The organism is Mycobacterium kansasii ATCC 12478 (assembly GCF_000157895.3).
GTDB classification, from domain to species: domain Bacteria; phylum Actinomycetota; class Actinomycetes; order Mycobacteriales; family Mycobacteriaceae; genus Mycobacterium; species Mycobacterium kansasii.
This window is the reverse complement of sequence record NC_022663.1, coordinates 2,972,110-2,990,832: the sequence shown is the minus strand read 5'-3', so window position 1 is coordinate 2,990,832 and position 18,723 is coordinate 2,972,110. Positions and strand designations below refer to the sequence as shown.

At 65.4% G+C, this 18,723-nt stretch carries 16 protein-coding genes and 2 pseudogenes; 7 read left to right on the top strand and 11 right to left on the bottom strand.

Features of this window, described 5'->3' with window-relative positions; translation table 11 throughout:
• On the top strand, window positions 1-486 hold the full coding sequence (locus tag MKAN_RS13025; protein WP_023368765.1) for an NUDIX hydrolase: 486 nt from the start codon (window positions 1-3) through the stop codon (window positions 484-486).
• 17 nt (window positions 487-503) lie between these two features.
• Window positions 504-1,409, top strand: a complete 906-nt coding sequence (locus MKAN_RS13020; protein ID WP_036445753.1) for a haloalkane dehalogenase — start codon at window positions 504-506, stop codon at window positions 1,407-1,409.
• Here MKAN_RS13020 and MKAN_RS13015 read toward each other — a convergent pair.
• Window positions 1,382-2,464, bottom strand: a complete 1,083-nt coding sequence (locus MKAN_RS13015; RefSeq protein WP_042313638.1) for a DUF2330 domain-containing protein — start codon at window positions 2,462-2,464, stop codon at window positions 1,382-1,384. The genes MKAN_RS13020 and MKAN_RS13015 overlap by 28 nt on opposite strands.
• A gap of 80 nt (window positions 2,465-2,544) precedes the next feature.
• On the opposite strand from MKAN_RS13015, the gene MKAN_RS13010 reads away from it, so the two are divergent.
• Both MKAN_RS13010 and MKAN_RS13005 read left to right on the top strand, forming a co-directional pair.
• Complete coding sequence (locus MKAN_RS13010) at window positions 2,545-3,789, top strand: cytochrome P450 (protein WP_036445746.1); 1,245 nt, start codon at window positions 2,545-2,547, stop codon at window positions 3,787-3,789.
• 173 nt (window positions 3,790-3,962) lie between these two features.
• Window positions 3,963-5,282 (top strand): annotated as a pseudogene (locus MKAN_RS13005) (13E12 repeat family protein).
• Between the two features lie 48 nt (window positions 5,283-5,330).
• Here the strand turns inward: MKAN_RS13005 and MKAN_RS13000 are convergent.
• The 3 genes from MKAN_RS13000 to MKAN_RS12990 form a co-directional block, all read right to left on the bottom strand.
• The gene (locus MKAN_RS13000; RefSeq protein WP_023368758.1) at window positions 5,331-5,786 is read right to left on the bottom strand and encodes a hypothetical protein; all 456 of its coding nucleotides are present in this window, start codon (window positions 5,784-5,786) and stop codon (window positions 5,331-5,333) included.
• A 469-nt stretch (window positions 5,787-6,255) separates the two neighbouring features.
• Window positions 6,256-7,821: an FAD-dependent monooxygenase gene (locus tag MKAN_RS12995; protein ID WP_023368757.1), complete on the bottom strand. Its 1,566-nt coding sequence runs from the start codon at window positions 7,819-7,821 to the stop codon at window positions 6,256-6,258.
• 17 nt (window positions 7,822-7,838) lie between these two features.
• Window positions 7,839-8,954: an ATP-dependent DNA ligase gene (locus MKAN_RS12990; RefSeq protein ID WP_023368756.1), complete on the bottom strand. Its 1,116-nt coding sequence runs from the start codon at window positions 8,952-8,954 to the stop codon at window positions 7,839-7,841.
• 37 nt (window positions 8,955-8,991) lie between these two features.
• Here MKAN_RS12990 and ligD point away from each other — a divergent pair, with 37 nt between their 5' ends.
• Window positions 8,992-10,029, top strand: a complete 1,038-nt coding sequence (gene ligD / locus MKAN_RS12985) for a non-homologous end-joining DNA ligase (protein ID WP_023368755.1) — start codon at window positions 8,992-8,994, stop codon at window positions 10,027-10,029.
• Window positions 10,030-10,111: 82 nt separating this feature from the next.
• Here ligD and MKAN_RS12980 read toward each other — a convergent pair whose 3' ends face one another.
• The 5 genes from MKAN_RS12980 to MKAN_RS12965 form a co-directional block, all read right to left on the bottom strand.
• Window positions 10,112-10,966: a hypothetical protein gene (locus MKAN_RS12980; protein ID WP_129111827.1), complete on the bottom strand. Its 855-nt coding sequence runs from the start codon at window positions 10,964-10,966 to the stop codon at window positions 10,112-10,114.
• Window positions 10,967-11,112: 146 nt separating this feature from the next.
• A complete protein-coding gene (locus MKAN_RS30470) occupies window positions 11,113-11,781 on the bottom strand; it encodes a hypothetical protein (protein ID WP_129111826.1) in 669 nt (222 codons plus the stop codon).
• Window positions 11,781-12,596, bottom strand: a complete 816-nt coding sequence (locus MKAN_RS12975) for a TIGR04255 family protein (protein ID WP_023368753.1) — start codon at window positions 12,594-12,596, stop codon at window positions 11,781-11,783. The genes MKAN_RS30470 and MKAN_RS12975 overlap by 1 nt, the downstream gene beginning before the upstream one ends.
• A 158-nt stretch (window positions 12,597-12,754) precedes the next feature.
• Window positions 12,755-13,927, bottom strand: a complete 1,173-nt coding sequence (locus tag MKAN_RS12970; RefSeq protein ID WP_023368752.1) for a zinc-binding dehydrogenase — start codon at window positions 13,925-13,927, stop codon at window positions 12,755-12,757.
• A gap of 101 nt (window positions 13,928-14,028) precedes the next feature.
• The gene (locus MKAN_RS12965; protein WP_225722893.1) at window positions 14,029-16,368 is read right to left on the bottom strand and encodes a radical SAM protein; all 2,340 of its coding nucleotides are present in this window, start codon (window positions 16,366-16,368) and stop codon (window positions 14,029-14,031) included.
• 156 nt (window positions 16,369-16,524) lie between these two features.
• Here MKAN_RS12965 and MKAN_RS31305 point away from each other — a divergent pair.
• Both MKAN_RS31305 and MKAN_RS32740 read left to right on the top strand, forming a co-directional pair.
• Window positions 16,525-16,815 (top strand): annotated as a pseudogene (locus tag MKAN_RS31305) (DUF427 domain-containing protein); the annotation flags it as partial.
• Window positions 16,792-17,184: a hypothetical protein gene (locus MKAN_RS32740; RefSeq protein WP_042313632.1), complete on the top strand. Its 393-nt coding sequence runs from the start codon at window positions 16,792-16,794 to the stop codon at window positions 17,182-17,184. The pseudogene MKAN_RS31305 and the gene MKAN_RS32740, both read left to right, overlap by 24 nt.
• A gap of 9 nt (window positions 17,185-17,193) precedes the next feature.
• Here the strand turns inward: MKAN_RS32740 and MKAN_RS12950 are convergent, their stop codons facing one another.
• Both MKAN_RS12950 and MKAN_RS12945 read right to left on the bottom strand, forming a co-directional pair.
• The gene (locus tag MKAN_RS12950; RefSeq protein ID WP_023368750.1) at window positions 17,194-18,072 is read right to left on the bottom strand and encodes a cytochrome c biogenesis CcdA family protein; all 879 of its coding nucleotides are present in this window, start codon (window positions 18,070-18,072) and stop codon (window positions 17,194-17,196) included.
• A complete protein-coding gene (locus tag MKAN_RS12945; protein ID WP_023368749.1) occupies window positions 18,069-18,605 on the bottom strand; it encodes a protein disulfide oxidoreductase in 537 nt (178 codons plus the stop codon). The genes MKAN_RS12950 and MKAN_RS12945 overlap by 4 nt, the downstream gene beginning before the upstream one ends.
• Window positions 18,606-18,723: the final 118 nt, after the last annotated feature.

Here is an 18,723-nt window from a genome sequence, read left to right as displayed (position 1 = left end):
ATGCCCAGACTCAGCGCCGGTTTGCTGCTGTATCGAGCTCCGGCCGGCGTCGTCGACGTCCTCATCGCGCATCCCGGTGGCCCGTTCTGGGCGCGCAAAGACGATGGGGCATGGTCGATTCCGAAAGGTGAATACCCCGACGGCGAAGACCCCTGGCCGGCGGCCCGGCGGGAGTTCACCGAGGAGCTGGGGTTACCGGTTCCCGACGGGCCGCGAATAGACCTGGGCGTGGTGAAACAACCGAGCGGCAAAGTGGTCACCGTCTTCGCCGTCGAAGCCGACCTCGACGTCACCGACGTGCGCAGCAATACCTTCGAGCTGGAGTGGCCGAAGGGGTCCGGCACGGTGCGGTCGTTCCCGGAGGTCGACCGGGTCGGCTGGTTTCCGGTGGCGCTGGCGCGTACCAAGCTGCTCAAGGGGCAGCGGACGTTCCTGGATCGGCTGATGGCACAGCCGTCGGTGGCGGGCTTAAGCGAGGGTTCGTGACGGCGTATGGTCGCATGATGCAGACCTTGCGCACACCCGATGAGCGGTTCGACGACCTCCCTGACTTTCCTTACGCGCCAAGGTATTGCGAGTTGCCCGACGACGAGGGCGGGACGCTGCGGGTGGCCTGGGTGCAAGACGGGCCGGACCGCGCCGACCCCGTGCTGATGCTGCATGGTGAGCCGTCGTGGTCCTATCTGTATCGCAAGATGATTCCGGTCCTGGCCGCCGCGGGCCATCGTGTCATCTGCCCGGACCTGGTCGGTTTCGGCCGTTCGGATAAGCCGACCCGTCGCGAAGACCACAGCTATGCGCGTCACGTCGAGTGGATGCGTGCCCTGGCTTTCGACGTGCTGGACCTGCGCAACGTCACGCTGGTCGGACAGGACTGGGGCGGCCTGATCGGATTGCGGCTGGCCGCCGAACATCCCGAGCGCTTCGCGCGGCTGGTAGTTGCCAACACCGGACTGCCCAACGGGGATCAGCCGATGGCCGAGATCTGGTGGCGTTTCCGGGAAGCGATCCAGACCGCGCCGAAGCTGGACATCGGCTGGTTCGTGCAGGGGGGATGCCGGCGGCAGATGAGCGACACGGTGCGTGCCGGCTATGATGCTCCATTTCCCGACGACGCCTACTGCGCCGGCCCGCGCGCCATGCCCGGCTTGGTGCCAACCTCTCCGGACGACCCGGCGGCAGCGGCGAACAAGACGGCCTGGACGAAACTGTGTGTGAGTCCGACGCCCATGCTGGTGGCGTTCAGCGACAGCGACCCCATCACCGGTCCGATGGCCGAGATCTTCAAGCGTGAAATGCGCGGTGCGCAGGGCGTCGATCACCCGGTGGTGCGCGGCGCCGGACATTTCCTGCAAGAGGACGCCGGCGAAGAGCTGGCCGACTACATCGTGAAATTTCTGCGCCGCTGACCAAGCCCGCGTCGCCGGAGGACCACGAACAAAACCACCGCCGTCGCCAGGACGACCACGAGGAATCCGACGAACAGGATCACCACGATCGGGATGGCGACATTGTCGTAGACGACGACCACTTGCCGGTAAGCGTCGTCGTTGGCTGCGTTGCCGAACGTGAAATCCGAAGAGATTTGCGACGTTTGGTACACGTCGACCTGCGTCTTGGTCAGATATGACCCGTGGTTGCCGGCCAGTTCCCGCAGCACCGGGTCCCGAACCTGGCCGGCGACCGTGCCCGCGAACTGGACCTGGGTGAATTGCCTGGATCTGTCGGCATCCGTGCGTTGCTGGCGATGCTCGGACAGGGTGTAGACGACGACGTGCTGTGGGTCCAGCGCGGCCACGGAGAGCCGCATCGGATAAACCAATTGCGGTGCAGGGAAGGTCATCCGCACCGGATCGAGTCCGCCCACAATTGGCGCCGTGCTCGTCAGCCGGATCGCGACGAACGCCCAGCCGTCGCGCACATAGGGATCGAGTGCCGCTGCCACCGCCGGCCGGATGGCATAGCCGTTGCCGGCCAGCCAGTTCTGCAGGCCGGCCAGGTCGCCGCCGGCCAGGGTGGTGGCCTCCAGTGGTCCGAGGCGTACCTGGCTGACGACATCCGGGGCGTGGGCTGTCGCGGCCCCTTCGCGCGGTGCAGAGCCGACCATCCCTATCCCGAGGATCCAGCGGCGCTTGTGCTGGACCTGTGGGGCCGTCAACGCGTCCAACTCCACGAAGGTTGCCTTGTCCGCCGCGGCGACGGAGGCCGGGGCGGGGGTAGGTACCACCAGGGCGACGTTATCGGTGGTGGCGTCCATTGCGAGCTGCATGACGATGGTCTCGGTTGCCCCGTCCCAATGCACCAGTGCCACTTCATGGTTCATGGTGGCCCGGGCACCACCCGGAGCGATTGCCGCGCCGCATGCGCAGGCACGGCCCGGCGCGGCCAGCACCGTGGTGGCCATGGTTACCGAAAGCAGCAACCCGATAACGAATACCAACCGGCAGAAGCGCGGCACCGCCATGTCGCAGATGCTACGCGGCAGCGTGGCCGCGGCCATCTACTTTGACCGGGGCACACTCGACGCGCGGGCACAATGTCAGCATGACGACACGGCCCATGGAGCCCACCGAATACGCCGAACCGCAGGCATTGCTGCTGCAACTGCTGGACCCGGCGATCCGGGCCAACCCATATCCGGTGTGCGCGCAGCTTCGTGAGCACGGGCCGCTGCAGCTGCCGGAGGCCAACTTTGTACTTTTCTCGAGCTATCACGACTGCGACGAGGTGCTGCGGCACCCGTCGTCGAGCAGCGACCGGTCCAAGTCGACGATCGCCCGGCGGCAGGCGCAGAATGCCCCGGCTCCGGACCCCGAAATCCCACCCGGATTCTTGTTTCTCGATCCACCCGATCACACCCGACTGCGCAAGCTGGTCAGTAAGGCCTTCGCTCCGAAGGTGGTGAACGCACTGCGACCCGACATCGGTGCGCTGGTGGACGGCTTGCTGGGCGGGATCGCCGAGAAGGGCCGTTTCGACGTGGTCGGCGACTTCGCCTATCCACTGCCGGTGGCGGTGATCTGCCGGCTGCTCGGGGTGCCGCTGGAAGACGAGCCACAGTTCAGCCGGGCATCGGCATTGCTGGCGCAGTCGCTGGACCCCTTTCTCACCTTCACCGGCCAGCATTCCGAGGACTTCTCCGACCGGCTGGCGGCCGGCACCTGGCTACGCGAGTATCTGCGCGGGCTGATCGCAAGGCGGCGGTCGCAGCCGGGCGACGATTTGATGTCCGGCCTTATCGCGGTAGAGGAGTCCGGCGATCAGTTGACCCAGGAGGAGATCGTGTCCACCTGCATGCTGCTGCTGGTCGCCGGACACGAGACCACGGTGAACTTGATCGGCAACGCCATCTTGGCGATGCTGCGAGACCGTCGGCACTGGGTTGCGCTGGGAGCCGACGCTGCCCGGGCACCGGCGGTCATCGAGGAGACCATGCGCTACGACCCGCCGGTGCAACTGGTCGGCCGAATTGCCGGCGATGACATGGCGATTGGGGACATCTCGGTCGCTAAGGGTGACACGATGATGTTGCTGCTGGCCGCGGCGCATCGCGATCCCGCCGAGTACGACCGACCAGACACCTTCGACCCGGATCGTGTGCCCTTGCGGCACTTGGGTTTTGGCTATGGAGCGCATTACTGCCTGGGCGCCCCGCTGGCGCGGTTGGAAGCCGGTGTGGCGTTGTCGGCGATCACCGCGCGATTCCCCGACGCCAGGTTGGCCGGTGAGCCACAGTACAAAACGAACGTTACGCTTCGCGGGTTGCAGACGTTGTCCGTCGTGATCTAGTCAGTCGTCGAGCCGTTGGGTGCGGGTCTGGTCACTTTGGGTGATGTGGGTCGGCGCCCGCTTTGGCACCAGCACAGCGGGTGGCTGTTCGCCACGAGTGAACATGTGAAATCGGTTGTTTGGCAGTCACTTTCTGCCGGTTTCCTGTCGGTGTCGGTCGATAGATTGCGGGTATGGGCTCGGGCGGTGTCGTGGATCGGCAGACAGTTACGGCGGTCTTTGATGCACTCGACGGCGCGGTGGATAGGTTGGTGGGTCTGGACTTTGATGCGTTGACGACTCCGGAGTGGTTGGTGCTGCTGGGGCGCTGTGAAAAGGTGCGCCGACGCCTGCCGGTGGCTGAGCACCAGCTGATCAACAACCTGGCCCGCCAGGCCAGCGCCGAAGAACTAGGCGGCAAGCTGTCGCATGCCATCGCCGAGTGGGCGCTGACCAGCCGCACCGAGGCCAGCCGGCGCAGCAACGCCGCCGCCGATCTGGGGCCGCGGCGCGGATTGACCGGGGAACCGATCGCCCCGGTACTGGCCGGGGCCGCCGCCGCCCAATGCGACGGCACGATCGGCGCCGAGCACATCGCGGTGATCCGACGCTTTTGCCGGCAGTTGCCGGGCTGGGTCGATCAAGCCACCCGCGAGCGCGCCGAAGCTCAGCTGGCCCGCCAAGGCGGCCAGGTTCGCCCCGAACAACTATCCGGGCTGGCCGCCACGATCGCTGATTGCCTCAACCCCGACGGCACCTACCGCGACGAGGACCGGGCGCGGCGGCGCGCTCTGATGTTGGGCAGCCAGCAAGCCGATGGCATGTCGGAGCTGCGCGCGCTGATCACCCCGAGCGGCGCGCCACCCTGGAAGCGGTGCTGGCCAAGCTGGCCGCCCCGGGCATGTGCAACCCCGAATCCGAAACCCCCGGTGTGGACGGCAGTCCCAGTCAGGCCGCCATCGACACCGACACCCGCTCAGCGGCCCAACGCTCTCATGACGGGCTGCTGGCCGGGCTGCGCGCCCTGCTGGCGTCCGGAGAGTTGGGTCAGCACAACGGCTTACCCGCGACGATCATCGTGACCACCACGCTGGCCGAACTGGAAGCCGCTGCCGGACAAGGACTCACCGGCGGCGGCACCCTGCTGCCGATGAGCGATGTGATTCGGCTGGCCCGCCACGCCCGCCACTATCTGGCGGTTTTCGACGGCGGCAAGGCATTGGCGCTGTATCACAGCAAACGGCTGGCCGCGCCGGGGCAGCGAATCGATCCACCACGTCATCCCCTACGCCCAATCCCCCAGCACCGACGTCAACCGACTCACCTTCGCCTGCGGCGGCCACCACCCGTTAGCCGACAAAGGCTGGAGCACCCGCAAAAACACCCACGGCGACACCGAATGGACACCCCCACCCCACCTCGACTCGTCTGGATCAACGGGCCAACCCCGCACCAACATGCATCACCCCGAAAAACTGCTCCACGCAGACGAAGACGACGAACACGATACGTAACCCCGGTAGCCCGCAAGACTTCCCACGCTTAGCCGACCAGCGGTCGGCCTAGCCGCTGTCCTCGTTCGCAGCCTTTTCGCCCTCCCCACCGGGAGGAGTCTGGGGGGCCACAATGATGGAGATCGGTATTGGTGTGGAGATCTCGAATTTGCCTTGCTCGTCATAGTAGGCGCCGATGGTGTACTCACCCGCGGTCTCGATCGGGAAGGAGAGTTCTTGGGTAAAGCACCGGTACTTCGATGCCTTATCGTCGTCGTCCGGCCAGTGCCAACTGGCTTTGAGGGTTCCGCGCGGCACCCCGGCGGGGTCCTTGCACACGACGTGCAGTTCCGGGTCGTAGTCCCCGCCTGCTTTCGCATGCACCACCAGAACTACGGGTACTTTTGCCCAGAGCGGCATTTGGTCGACCTGAAACCAGGTCATCGGGATGCGCGTCGCATTGATCGCGCCGTATTCGTCTAGCGTGGCGGTGCCGGCAACGAACAATGACGATACGTGCAGCATCTCGACATCTTAAGGGCGCCGAATAGCTGAATCCGGACGTTCGAATTTGCGGGCGCGCCGCGCAGGGCTGCGCCCGGGGACGCGGTGTAGCGATAAAGGCGGATCTCGCACCGCCGGAACTGCCCGCCCAGAGGGTCGGGCGATCGAGCGTTGCTACACCGCGTCTCGGGACTTGACCTCCGATCTAGTCGGCCCGAGAGCCGACACGGTGCTTACGAATCGATGTCGTCGACCACAAAGACAGCCCACGCGTATGCGGCGTCCACCTCGTGGAAAAGGGCTTCATGGCTCATCAGGTATCTCCTTATCGCGATTCACCTGCCGTGCGGAAAATGCCCAGCCTTGCAACGATGCCCTATTCCGGCGACATGCGTTGTCCCCTGATCGGGGGTTCCTTACGACGAATTCCGGGTAGCGCGAACGGCGGACAAACGGGGTCCCCCATCCGGGGGATCGGCGGTTGTTGAGATCAGGTCAAGGTGACGCCGAACCAGCGGTTGAGCTCGCCGTCGAGGTCGGCGATGTTAGGTGTGGGCGCCGCGGACGCCCAGGCCACATAACCGTCCGGACGCACCAGCAGCGCCGTTGCCGGCACGTCTCCGACGGGGCGTCCCGCGGCGACGGTGATCCGGCTCGCAATGCCGGCCGCCGCTTCCTCCACCACGCCTTGCCCGGTGAGGTCCACCAGCAACGGCCTCCCGTCGCGTGCGAGCTCGGCAACGCGGGTGGTTCCGCGCGAGTTGGCGACGGCAAAATCCGGTACCCACCGCCCGACGAGGGGATGGTCATCCGGACCCGCGGCATAGCGAATATCGGCGCCCGACACCAGGTCACCGAGGTAACGAACCACATCGGGCTGCGCCAGCATTTCGGCAAAGATTTCCCGTAACGCAGTGACTTCGGCCCCGGGCCGGATGAGGGCCAGCTGGGCGCGACTGTACATGATCACCCGCTCGGCGGCGGGCCGCCGCTCGGCCTCGTAGGTGTCGAGTAGCTCGGGGCCGACCCGGCCGTCGAGCACCGCGGCCAGCTTCCAGCCGAGGTTCATCGCATCCTGCAAACCCAAATTGAGGCCTGGTCCCCCGAGCGGGGGCTGGACGTGCGCGGCATCGCCGACCAGCAGGACCCGGCCGGCGCGGTATTGCGATGCGATCCTTGAGTTCACGCCGCGGTAACGCCGCAAATCCGGTGGTGCGCCGGTGGATTCGGGCTGGAGCGGTACAGCCGCCCCCAGCACGCGTTTGATGCTGGCCTCCTGCTCGGCAACGGACATGGGCTCGGTGTCGCTGTCGGTGGCGTCGGGTTGTTGGCGCGGCGCGCTATCCAACTCGATGGTGAATGCTCCCGGCCGGTCTGTCAGTTGCAGGCCCCACCCGAAGATGCCGTGGGCGGTGCGAAAGTACTGCCTGGCCGGGACGGCACCGAATCCCGGTACGTTCAGCGCCCCGTTCACCGGATCCACCCAGTCAAGCGGCGGCAGCACCCCGAACGTCACATGTTCGATCACGTCGTACGACGACATCCCGGGAAAGTCGATGCCGGCCAGCTTGCGGGTGATACTCGAGCCGCCGTCGGCGCCGATCAGGTATTCGGCCGACAGCTCATAGGGGCCGTCCGGGGCGGCGACGTTGATGGTGACGCCGTCGTCGCCCTGATCGAAGCCGGTCAACGCGTGACCCCAGCGAAAGTCGACGCCGTATTTCTGGGCGGCGGTTACCAGCACCTCGATGAGCTTGGGTTGTTCCACCCGAAGCGTGTACAGCTGGTGGTTAGGCACCTGCGCGAAACTGAATGCGAAGCCGGCGAAAAATGAGCCGGGGGCGGGTTGCGGGGGTTCATCCGTCCCGGTCAGAGTGCTGTACAGGCCGCGGTGGTCGAAGATCCGGACCCCTTGGCCGACAATGCCCGCCGCGCGAGGTTGGCGGTTAGGGCCGGGACTGCCGTCCAATACCACCGGCCGGATCCCGGCCAGTCCCAGTTCGCAGGCCAGCATCAGCCCGTTCGGGCCGGCTCCGGCGATGACGACCTGGACCACGGGGTGAGGGTACCCAGCTAGCCGTCGCCTCGGCCAGGTCCGAGGCCGGCGACAATGTCGTCCAGGTGGAACGACACCGGCTGCTCGAGTTGGGCGTAGGTGCACGAGCGTGGATCGCGGTCGGGCCGCCACCGGTTGAACTGGGCGGTGTGGCGAAACCGCGCGCCTTCCATGTGGTCGTAGCGGACTTCGACGACCCGCTCCGGCCGCAGCGGCACGAAGGACAGGTCTTTGCCGGCGTTCCAGCGGGAGAATTCGTTCTTGCGCGGGGTGCGTTCGCCGGCTTCGTGGGCCGCCCAGTTCCAGGGGTGGTTGTCGAAAGTCGTTACCAGCGGCTGTAATTCGTCGAAGAGCCGCCGTCGCTGCGCCATCGGGAAGGCTCCGATCACACCCACCGAAGCGAGTTGGCCGTCCTGCTGGTAGAGCCCCAGCAACAGCGAGCCGACCGCCCCATCTTCCGGGCCGCTGGACTTGTGCACCCGGTAACCGGCCACCACGCAGTCGGCGGTCCGTTCATGTTTGATCTTGAACATGACGCGCTTGTCGGGCTGGTAGGTGATGGTGAGCGGCTTGGCGATGACGCCGTCGAGACCCGCGCCCTCGAACTCGTCGAACCAGCGCTGCGCGGTTGCCAGGTCGGTGGTGGCCGGGGTGACGTGAATCGACGGGCCCGAAGCGGCTCCCGAAACAGCTCCCGAAACAGTTAACGCGTCGACCAGCGCCGCCCGGCGCTCGCTGAACGGACGGGTGGTGTAGTCGTCGTCACCGAGAGCCAGCAGGTCGAACGCGATGAACGACGCCGGCGTGTGCTCGGCGAGCATGCGTACCCGCGAATCGGCCGGGTGGATGCGCTGTTGCAGCGCCTCGAAGTCCAGGCCGTGGTCGGTGGCGATGACGATTTCGCCGTCGACGACGCAGCGCGCCGGCAGTTCGGCCTTGATTGCCGCGACCAGTTCGGGGAAGTAGCGGGTCATCGGCCGCTCGTTGCGGCTGCCCAGCTCGACCTCGTCGCCGTCGCGAAAACAGATGGACCGGAAGCCGTCCCATTTCGGCTCGTACGACGCGTCCGCCGGAATGGTCTTGACGGATTTGGCCAGCATCGGCGAAACGGGCGGCATGACGGGCAGGTCCATGGGTTCATTGTGTCGTGCGGCATGCTGGAGTCCAGCTATGACTGCTGCAGCAGACGAAGTCGACGTCGACGGCATCCGGGTGCGGCTGACCAATCCGGACAAGGTGTACTTTCCGCAACTCGGGTCCGGCGGCACCAAGCGCCGGCTCGTCGAGTACTACCTCGCCGTGGGCCGGGGTCCGATGCTGGCAACCCTGCGCGACCGGCCCACGCATCTGCAGCGCTTCCCGGACGGCATCGACGGCGAGGAGATCTATCAGAAACGGGTGCCCCAGCACCATCCCGACTACCTGCAGACCTGCCGGGTGACCTTCCCGTCGGGACGCACCGCCGATGCGCTGAAAGTCACCCACCCCGCGGCGATCGTGTGGGCCGCGCAGATGGCTACCGTGACGCTGCATCCCTGGCAGGTTCGCTGTCCCGACACCGAGCACCCCGACGAATTGCGCATCGATCTGGATCCGCAGCCCGGCACCGGTTTCGCCCAGGCCCGTTCCGTTGCCGTCGACGTGCTGCGGCCGCTGCTCGACGAACTCGGGTTGGTCGGCTACCCGAAGACTTCCGGGGGACGCGGAGTGCACGTGTTTTTCCGGATCGCCACCGACTGGGACTTCATCCAGGTGCGCCGGGCGGGCATCGCGCTGGCCCGTGAATTGGAGCGGCGCACACCGGACACGGTCACGACGTCCTGGTGGAAAGAACAGCGGGGCGCGCGAATCTTCGTCGACTTCAACCAGAATGCCCGCGACCGCACCATGGCGTCGGCGTATTCGGTGCGCCCTACTCCGATTGCCACCGTTTCGACACCGTTGACCTGGGAGGAGCTGGCCGGTGCGGATCCCGACGACTACACCATCGCCACGGTGCCCGATCTGGTGGCGGGTCGTGAGGACCCGTGGGCCGGCATGGACGATGTGGCTCAATCGATTACGCCGTTGCTGGACCTCGCAGCTGCCGACGACGAACGCGGGCTGGGTGACCTGCCCTATCCGCCGAACTATCCGAAAATGCCGGGCGAGCCGAAACGGGTGCAGCCGAGCCGGGATACCGATCTGAAACGGGACACCAAGGGGTAATGGGATTTCGTCTTCGTGCGCCGAGATCCGGCCATGTCTAGTTGGTGGCGATCTGCCAGGCTTCCGCTGGATCTGCTCGCTATTAGGCCATTGGCTTGCGTGAGTCGGACAAGTAGTCGAGATCCAAGCTTTCGGTTTTCAGGACCCGCGAAAGTGGAAAGTCATCGATCGCCGCCAACTCAGCCGTTACGGAGTCTACGAAGCTAGTGAGCCCCTTTGACCGCGCAGCTGCCTCGCATTGTCGGGCCCAAATCTCGGCGAGGTAGTGCCAAGCGAAGTACCGCTCGACCTGACTGCGATCGGCCTTGGCGAGGTAGGTCGCATACTTGTTGATCTGAGTCTTCAGATTCGCCTCTGTCGGGGCCGCGAGGTCACCCGGTGGCTGTCCGATGTCATCGAGGTCTGAAGGGACCACGTCGGCCTCAAGAATGATGACGAGGGTCAGTTCGTGCGGCGGACGCCTCCAATCCTCACACTGCACCCTGATTGAGTGAACACTGGCAAGTGCCTGTCCGAGCGGTGATTGTTCCTTGCGCGCCTTAGCTTTTAGAGCCTCTCTGAGCGGATGCAGGCACTTTACTACTTCGTCTGGGAATGCGAAGCGTCCATAACGGCGGGAGACCGGGAATGCAAACACGCGGACCTCATCGTCTGATTCAACGCCTGCGACGCGCTCGCATGAGACGAGAGCGGTCTTCGCGACAGTGGTGATGCCGTCGAGGTCGACGAAAAAATCTGGGCCGAATCTCGGTACGGCCACGTACTGGGTACGTTCTCCCGATGCTGCCTCACGCGCATCGTCGGCATCCGCTAACTGCACAAGCGGCGCAATCTGAATGCGCTCCCGGTGAGGCAGCGATGCGTCGCATGGTTGGCTGACGACGACAGCGCCATGCGTCGTTCGAACCAATTGTGGTGACCAGTTGTGATCGAACACAAACGTGTTGGCGTTACGGAAGACATCGCCCTGTCGCCAATCGCGGCACGATGTGGCTAACTCGGGCGCCGGGCATTGCGCTAGTTGGTCCGAATTAACCTCTGTCGATCGAAGTAGTGTCAGAAACCGCCCGATACCCCACACCGCTACGGCCCGACTTCACCCGCCGGTTTGCGCAGGGGTTCGCGGGTAGCATTCACGAGGCGTTCCGGACCAAACGGAGCGCCCCAAGTTGGTCCGGTGGAATGCCCTCGACGTAGACGGTCGACAACGCTCAACCCGTCTCGTTCAACTTGAAGTAATCGGGCACGTACTACCTCTGGCCTTGGGTCGTCCGGCATCTCGGACTCAAGACCACGGATGATCGCAGCAAAGGCGCGCAATCGGCGGGCATTCGACTCGTTGAGTCGTCCACCGTTAGCCCACATATGAACGGCGCGCCGAGAGACGCCGAAGATCTTTCCCATCTGGTCCCAGGTGAGCCCAGAGTGCGCTTTGATCCATGCGACCTCTTCGCGGTCGCCTCGAGACTCAGCGCCAAGTACGCGCGTGGCGGCTGGGGCGGATTTCGGCTTGATTGCCGCGGCGAATTCTCCACGGCCAGTGCAGTTTACAACCGCAAGCACCCGGATCGCACCGTAATTGCCGCCGATCGAAGTCCCCGCGAGCCCACCAAACGCTGCAAGGCCAGCCATGAGGAGGGAAGCGCCCGCTTTTCCTGCGCACGGAAATATCGGCGGCGCGACGGTGCCAAATTTGCTGAACTGATACTGGGCAACCTGAACGCGGTAATTGCCAACACTTGCTGTGGCCATCACAACTCACCCCCAAAAGCGACGAGGAAGTCCTCTGTCACTGCCCACCGGAAGAACTGATAAGCCCGTAGCGCCAGGGCGCGCACATCTTCGAAGATATCCGCGCCCTGTTGCGAGCCGGGTGTGAACTCTCGGAACGAATCCATGTCGAGCAGCCATGTCGGGTAGTCGTACGCGGGCACCGCATTGTCGATGCTTGTGTTGGCCGGCAGCATGCCCCAGCGCGCCATAAAGGACGCCCCATCCGACAACCGATAGCGCGCTTCAGTGATATTCGAAAGCAGCGCGAATTCCTCACCTTGGGAGACTGAAATTCCCAGCACCTCGGTTCGCAACAGTTCGGGCAGTCGGGTCAGGAGGTCTCGCCTGGTGAGTTGGTTGACGTACCGAACCCCAAGACGATCGATGTAGGGTACGGTCACCTGCTCATTCACGGCCTTCCATGCGTCAACGAGCCGCTGAGCAAAGTCCCTGAGTCGAACATAATGAGTGGTGTCGACACTGAGGAAGGTGCCACAGAAGGTAATCTGCCAGTCGCGATCGCCGCTGCTGAGACGCCACAGTCGAGTGGTAGTGGGATCTTCACTGAGGCCATCAGGGGTGATGATCAATGTCGTTTCCTGGCCGACATCCATCAATGGGTACTGGTCCGCGAGAGCATCAGCAATGCGCGTGGCTACGGCGTCCTCGTTGGTCGAGAATCGCGTGAGGTGCGGAAACCTGATCTGAGCGATGGCGCGAACAAGCGGAGCCGACTGCAGTGGGACATTGATGTCAGGCTCTGCGAAGGCGAAGGGATGAGCGGCGGTCGCCATGCTTCACACTGTACTTCACACCCATGACGAGTATGACAATCGAAAGACGAGGCGACGACCCACCTGAGATGGGACGTTGCTGGGAGATCCTCCATCTTGTTTTCGACTCCGCCCCAGAACTAGCCGGCTGGGGGGGCCACACCGAACTCACACCGCGGTCAACCAACGGGTTGTGGGCTCGCGGCGCTGCTCTTGGGGTCGATCAGGATTTTCGCGTGCGCCTCGGGGTCGCCCAGCGCGTCGAATGCGGCCTCGACACCGGCCAGCCCGACGGTCCCGGTGATCAGCGGATCGGCGTTGACCTTGCCGTCGGCGAGCATGTGCAGCGTGTCCCGGAACTCGAGCGGGGTGTAGCCGAGCACGAACCGCAGGTCGATTTCTTTGTTGATCGCCATCGCCGGGCGGATGTGGTCGGCGCCCATGCAGACCCCGACCACGACGACGCGGGAAAACAGCGGCGCGCTCGCGATGATGCCGTCGATAATGCCTGGGACACCGACGCATTCGAAGATGACCGGATGTTTGGGCGTGGCGGCACCGGCCGCTTCGGCGACGCGCCACACGTGCCACCACGGCAGCCGCAGTCGGTGCAGCCTTTCGATCGTGCCGACCGCCAGATCGAACGCATCGAGGATGCCCTGCAAGTGCTTGCGGCTTGCGTCCGTCGCATAGGGGGAGTCCTGCGCCGGGTCGACGACGGCGTCGGCGCCGCAGGCGGTGGCCAGCGCGCGCCGGCCCGGGGAGAAGTCGCTCGCGATCACGGTGCGTACGCCGTGCGCCTTGAGCATGCAGATCACCGCGAGTCCGATGGGACCGCAGCCGATCACGATCGCGACGTCACGTTTGCTGACGTCGCCGCGCCGGACGGCGTGCCAGCCGACGGCCATCGGCTCGGTCAGCGCGGCGATCTCGGGCGGCAGGCCGTTGGGGACGGGAAAGGTCAGCGACTGCTCGACGAGCAGTTGCTCGGCGTAAGCGCCGGGTGCCATTGTCGACAGCCCGATCCCGTGCACCTCGTTGCCGCGTCGCAGCAGTGGCATGGCGACAACCGGGGTGCCGGGCCGGGGGGCCTTGCGGGTGCCGGGACCGTAGTCGACCACCTCGCCGCAGAACTCGTGTCCGAACACCACGTGCTCGTTGGAGCGCATGAATGCGTGGTAGCCCGATTCGTCCATCACGTCGGCGAGTTCGTCGCAATGGAATCGGGCATGCAGGTCCGATCCGCAGATGCCACACCTGCGGACATCGATCAGCAGCTGGCCTTTGGCCGGCTTTGGGGCGGGCTGTTCGACCACTTCGAGGTTCGCGTTGTGGCAGGTTACCGCTCTCATCCTGAGACAGCCCTTCCGGTCAGGTTGATGTCCTTGTCGGGCCAACGTAAGCCTCGACGAACCGGCCTGTCACCCCCCAGGGCGTCATCACCCGAGCTCGATCACGCCTTTTCCGCGATCATCAGCATGTATCCGAGTCGTCCGGCTTCGACCTCGGCGCGCGCCAGTGCGGTGAACGCGCGGGCCGTTTCAGGCTGGATACCGTTGTCGGCCAGCATCTTTGGCGAGGCCATGGCCAGGGTGGTGAGCCGCGCGTCGATGCGGTCGATCATTTCCAGCAGGCTCTGGTCGTGGGACTCGACGTGGCGGACGCGCAGCCCGGACCGGTCGAGGATTTCGGTGTAGTCGGCAACCGATCGGGCGTCGGCGATGCAGGCCACCCACGCGCCGAGCGTGGTCAGCTCCTGCGGCAGGCCGTCATCGGTGATGGTCACATCCGTGATGCCGGCCAAGCCTCCCGGACGCAGCACCCGGGCGAACTGGCGGGCCGCGGCGGCCTTGTCTGGGAACGTGCACAGCGCGCATTCACACACCAGAGCGTCAAAAGTATTGCCTGGCAGGGGAAGTTCTTCGACGTCGCCGTAATGCAGGTGCACGCGCTGGTGCAGGCCGGCCTGCCCGACGGCCGCCCGGGCGTGTGTCACATTGGTTTCGCTGAGCTCGACTGCGTCGACGGCCACGCGGTATTCCTCGGCGAGTAGCCGAGCGGTGGCGCCCCGCCCGGCAGCGACGTCGGCAACCCGCTTGCCTGGCCGCAGCCCAAGCTGATCCGCCAGCCTGCGGGTCAGCGCCGCACCGCCCGGATGATAGGAGTCGCCGAGCAGCAAGGAGACGATGTCACCGGAATAGGCCTCGGCGCAGCAGGCTTTGATTCGTTGCGGCGGAAGCGTGATGGGCGCGGGGTGCTTGGGGGACGGGTGTTTTCGGTCGAGCGCCTGCTTGGACCCGCGTGGGGAGTCGGCCAGCAGGCCGGCCAGCGGCGCGGCGTTGGGCACCATATCGAGAACCGCCACCCCGGTGAGCTGCTCGCGGACCTGCTCGCGGTAGCCCACCGAGTTGTAGGCGCAGAACGGGATCAGCCGCCCGTCCGGAGTAAGTTGCTGCACACAGCATTTCATCAGTTGTTTGACATTGAGGGTGTAGGGGTCCTGGAAGTCTTGGATGACGATGGCGAACACCCGATCGGTGAGATTGGCGAGCGCCTCGGGCAGGTTGATGCCGCAGGCGTTGGCGCAATCGAGCGCTGCTGCCGCCTTCTGCAACTGTTCGATCGTGGTGTCGGTGCCCAGCACGGCCGACGCCGACCACAACTTCTCCAGAGCCTCGCGGATCGCCAGGTCCGGGATCACCCGGTTGGACACGTAGTCGAGGTAATCCTGCACGTCGAGCAGCCGTGGAATCGGCACCACATGTTCGCCGTCGGTGAGCAGATAGGTGATCGAGCGACAGGTGGGAAAACAACACGGAACCGGGAAGAAATCGTCGGCGCGGAACCAGTCGGGAAGCTGGGCCGCGATGCCGTGCACGATATCGGAATTGGTCAGCCGGGTCAGAGGGTCGAACTGCAGGTGCCGGCCGGCGTGGGTGACCGGCTGGAATACCACCGACTGCACCGCGCGTTGGCCCATACCGTGCCGGATGACGGCGCCGAGTTCGTGATCGTTGATCCCGCGCTCGACGGCGGCTACCAACGTCACGGTCAGGCCCGCCGCTGCGCAGTTGTCCAGCGCGCGGGCCTTGATATCCCGCAGATCACGGCCCCGGATCTGGCGGTGGGTTGCTTCTTCGAGCCCGTCGAACTGCAGGTAGATGTGCACCGGGCGACCCGGTTGGTTGCGCTGCGCGAGGCTGGCGACGAACCGTCGATCCGATGCGAGGCGAATGCCGTTGGTGTTGATGATGACGGTCTTGATCGGACGGGCCTGGGCGGCGTCGACGAACTCGAGAATCTGCTTGTGGATCGTCGGCTCGCCGCCGGAGAACATCACGACTTCGGGCTCGCCTTCGGCGGCGACGAGTGCATCGAGCATCTTCTCGCATTGCGACACGGTGAGCGCGTAGCCGTCGGGCTGGTGACCGGAGTCGGCGAAACAGATCGGGCAGTCCAGGTTGCAGTGCGTGTTGACTTCGATCAAGCCGAGGCAGGCGTGCTGTTTGTGGTCCGGGCACAGGCCGCAGTCGCTGGGACAGCCGTCGCGGACCTCGGTCTGAAACTGCAGCGGAATGGTGCCGGGCTTGTTGAATCGTGTTGACTCCACGTACATCTGAGCGTCCCCGTACACCAGAGCCTCGAACTCGCCATGGTCGCGGCACCGCTTGCGCAGATAGACCTTGCCGCCGCGGACGTTGACCTGGGCGTCGATCACCACCTTGCATACCGGGCAGATGCTCCTGGTGTATTCGAGAAATACCTCGTCGCGATCCCGCTTTATTGTCGTCACTGGTGCCCCGTTTCCCATCGGCCCGGTAAACCGGGGTAGCTCATCACGTCGGATAGCGTGCCGACGCGCAACTGTCATCAGAACTACAGTTCGGCTGCGCGCCGCACCGCAATAGCGTGCAATAGCGGCAAGGATGATTGCAGGAGGTTGACCGGAATGATTCGTGCCGTGTGGAACGGGGCGGTGCTGGCCGAGGCGCCGCAGACCATCCGCCTGGAGGGCAATGACTACTTCCCGCCGGAGTCGCTGCGGCGCGAGCACCTCGTCGACAGTCGGACCAAGTCGATATGCCCGTGGAAGGGCCTGGCGCACTACTACACCGTATCGGTTAACGGCGATGTGAATCCGGACGCCGCCTGGTACTACCCGCGTCCCAGTCCGTTGGCACGCCGGATCAAGAACCACGTCGCATTCTGGAACGGTGTGCGCGTGGAAGGCGAGCCCGAAGAAGCTCCTGCGCCACCCCCCTCGGAGGAGGGTAACCGGCTGCCGATCTGGCGCATCGGCATCACCGGCGGTTTAGTCGGGATCCTGTGCTGCGTCGGTCCCACCGTCCTCGCGATGTTCGGAATCATCAGTGGGGCAACGGCATTGGCGTGGGCAAACAATCTGTACGGCAACTATGCGTGGTGGTTCCGGCTGAGTGGGCTCGGTGTCCTCGCGCTGCTGGCGTGGATCGCGCTGCGGCGACGAAATCAGTGCAGCCTCGGCGGCGTGCGCCGGTTGCGGTGGCGGCTGGCGACCATGCTGGCAATCGCGGCCGGCACTTACGCGGTGTTGTATGGGGTGACGACCTGGCTGGAACGGTTCGCCTGATCCGCGACATCAGTCACGCAGTGTGCTGCTGCTACCAGATACGCTGCGGCGAGCCAGTATTCGCCATCCCGCGGCGGCCGCGCTGAGCGCTGCGAGGACGCCGAGCATGGGCCATACCCCGAGCGCGTCGACGTGGCGGACCGCCCAGCTCTGCACCGTGCCGGCGGCTGCGATGACCGGATCATCCGCGCTGGCGCCGGAAAAATAGAGGGAAATCTCGTAATAGCCGTAATACGTCACGTAGAGCCCGGTGAGCAGCAGCAGTGCGCCGGCGATGCGCCCGACATAGGGCAGGATGCGGCGAAGCCCGCCGGTTGCCGAAGATCCGACGAAGGCCACGGTCAGTGCGGCCACCCCGACAGTGATGGCCATGCCACTGGCGTAGACCAGAAATGCCAGCACGCCGGTGACCGTCGAGCCGTGCCGAAACGTCGTGCTGATCAAGGCCAGAAACGGCCCGATGGTGCACGACAGTGAGGCCACCGCGTAGGCGACACCGTAGCCGTACATCGAGCGCAGGCGTGCCGTCGGCGCCCCGCCGGCGAGCTTCGGCGTCATCACCGCGATATCCTTGCCGGCCAGCAGCCAGATCGCCGATGCGATCAGCACGACACCGATGACCACCGTGGCAACCGGAAGATATTTCTGCACCGAGGCGATCAGCGGCGAAATCAGCAGGCCGAACACGCCGAATACGGTGAGGAAGCCGGCCGACATGACCAGTGTCGCCGATCCGGCACGCGCTAACGCCATAGGGCGCGAGGTGGTTTGGCTACCACCGGCAATCACCAATCCCAGATAGCCCGGCAGCAGGGCGAATCCGCACGGATTCAGCGCAGCCACCAGCCCGGCTCCCAGCGCGAAGCCCAGCGGCGCGGTGTCGATCATTGGCCGGCCAGGGCGGCTACCCGATTGGTCAGCTCGAGCTGCGTCAGGGGACCCTCGACGACGTCGATGTGGCCGGCCGCGCCGACGAACGCGAATGCCGGCTGCGCCACCACCCCGAACCTCGCCCAAATCGCAGCATCGCTGTCGGCCAACTGTGGGAAGGCGCTGAGCTGGTAGCGGGCGACGAATTGCCGCATGGCCGGCAGTTGGTCTTGCGCGGCCACCCCCACGAAGGCCACCGACGGATGCTCGGCAGCCACCTCGGCCACCGTCGGGGCCTCCCGCTCACAAACCGGGCACCACGGGGCCCAAAACCACAGCACCGCAGGCTTGCCCGAAAGGCTTGCGCCCGAGAATGGCCGTCCATCGACGGTGGACGCGGTGAACTGGAGCTGCGTTGGCACCGGCGCATGGGAGCCGGCCGGACCGGATGCGGCACCCGCGGGCATCGTGGGCGCCGCCGTCGAGGCCGAGCCGCAACCGGCCACGGTGACGACCAGCGCGGCAAGCGGGGCGAGCAGGCGCCCGGTCATGACGCGACGGGACCGCCGAGTGAGCGCTGCCGGTCCGAGGGCTGGTCGACCAGCCGCCGGCCGGCGGCGCGCCCAAGTGGTCACGCGGGACGAAAGATTGCTACTCATCACCCGGCCA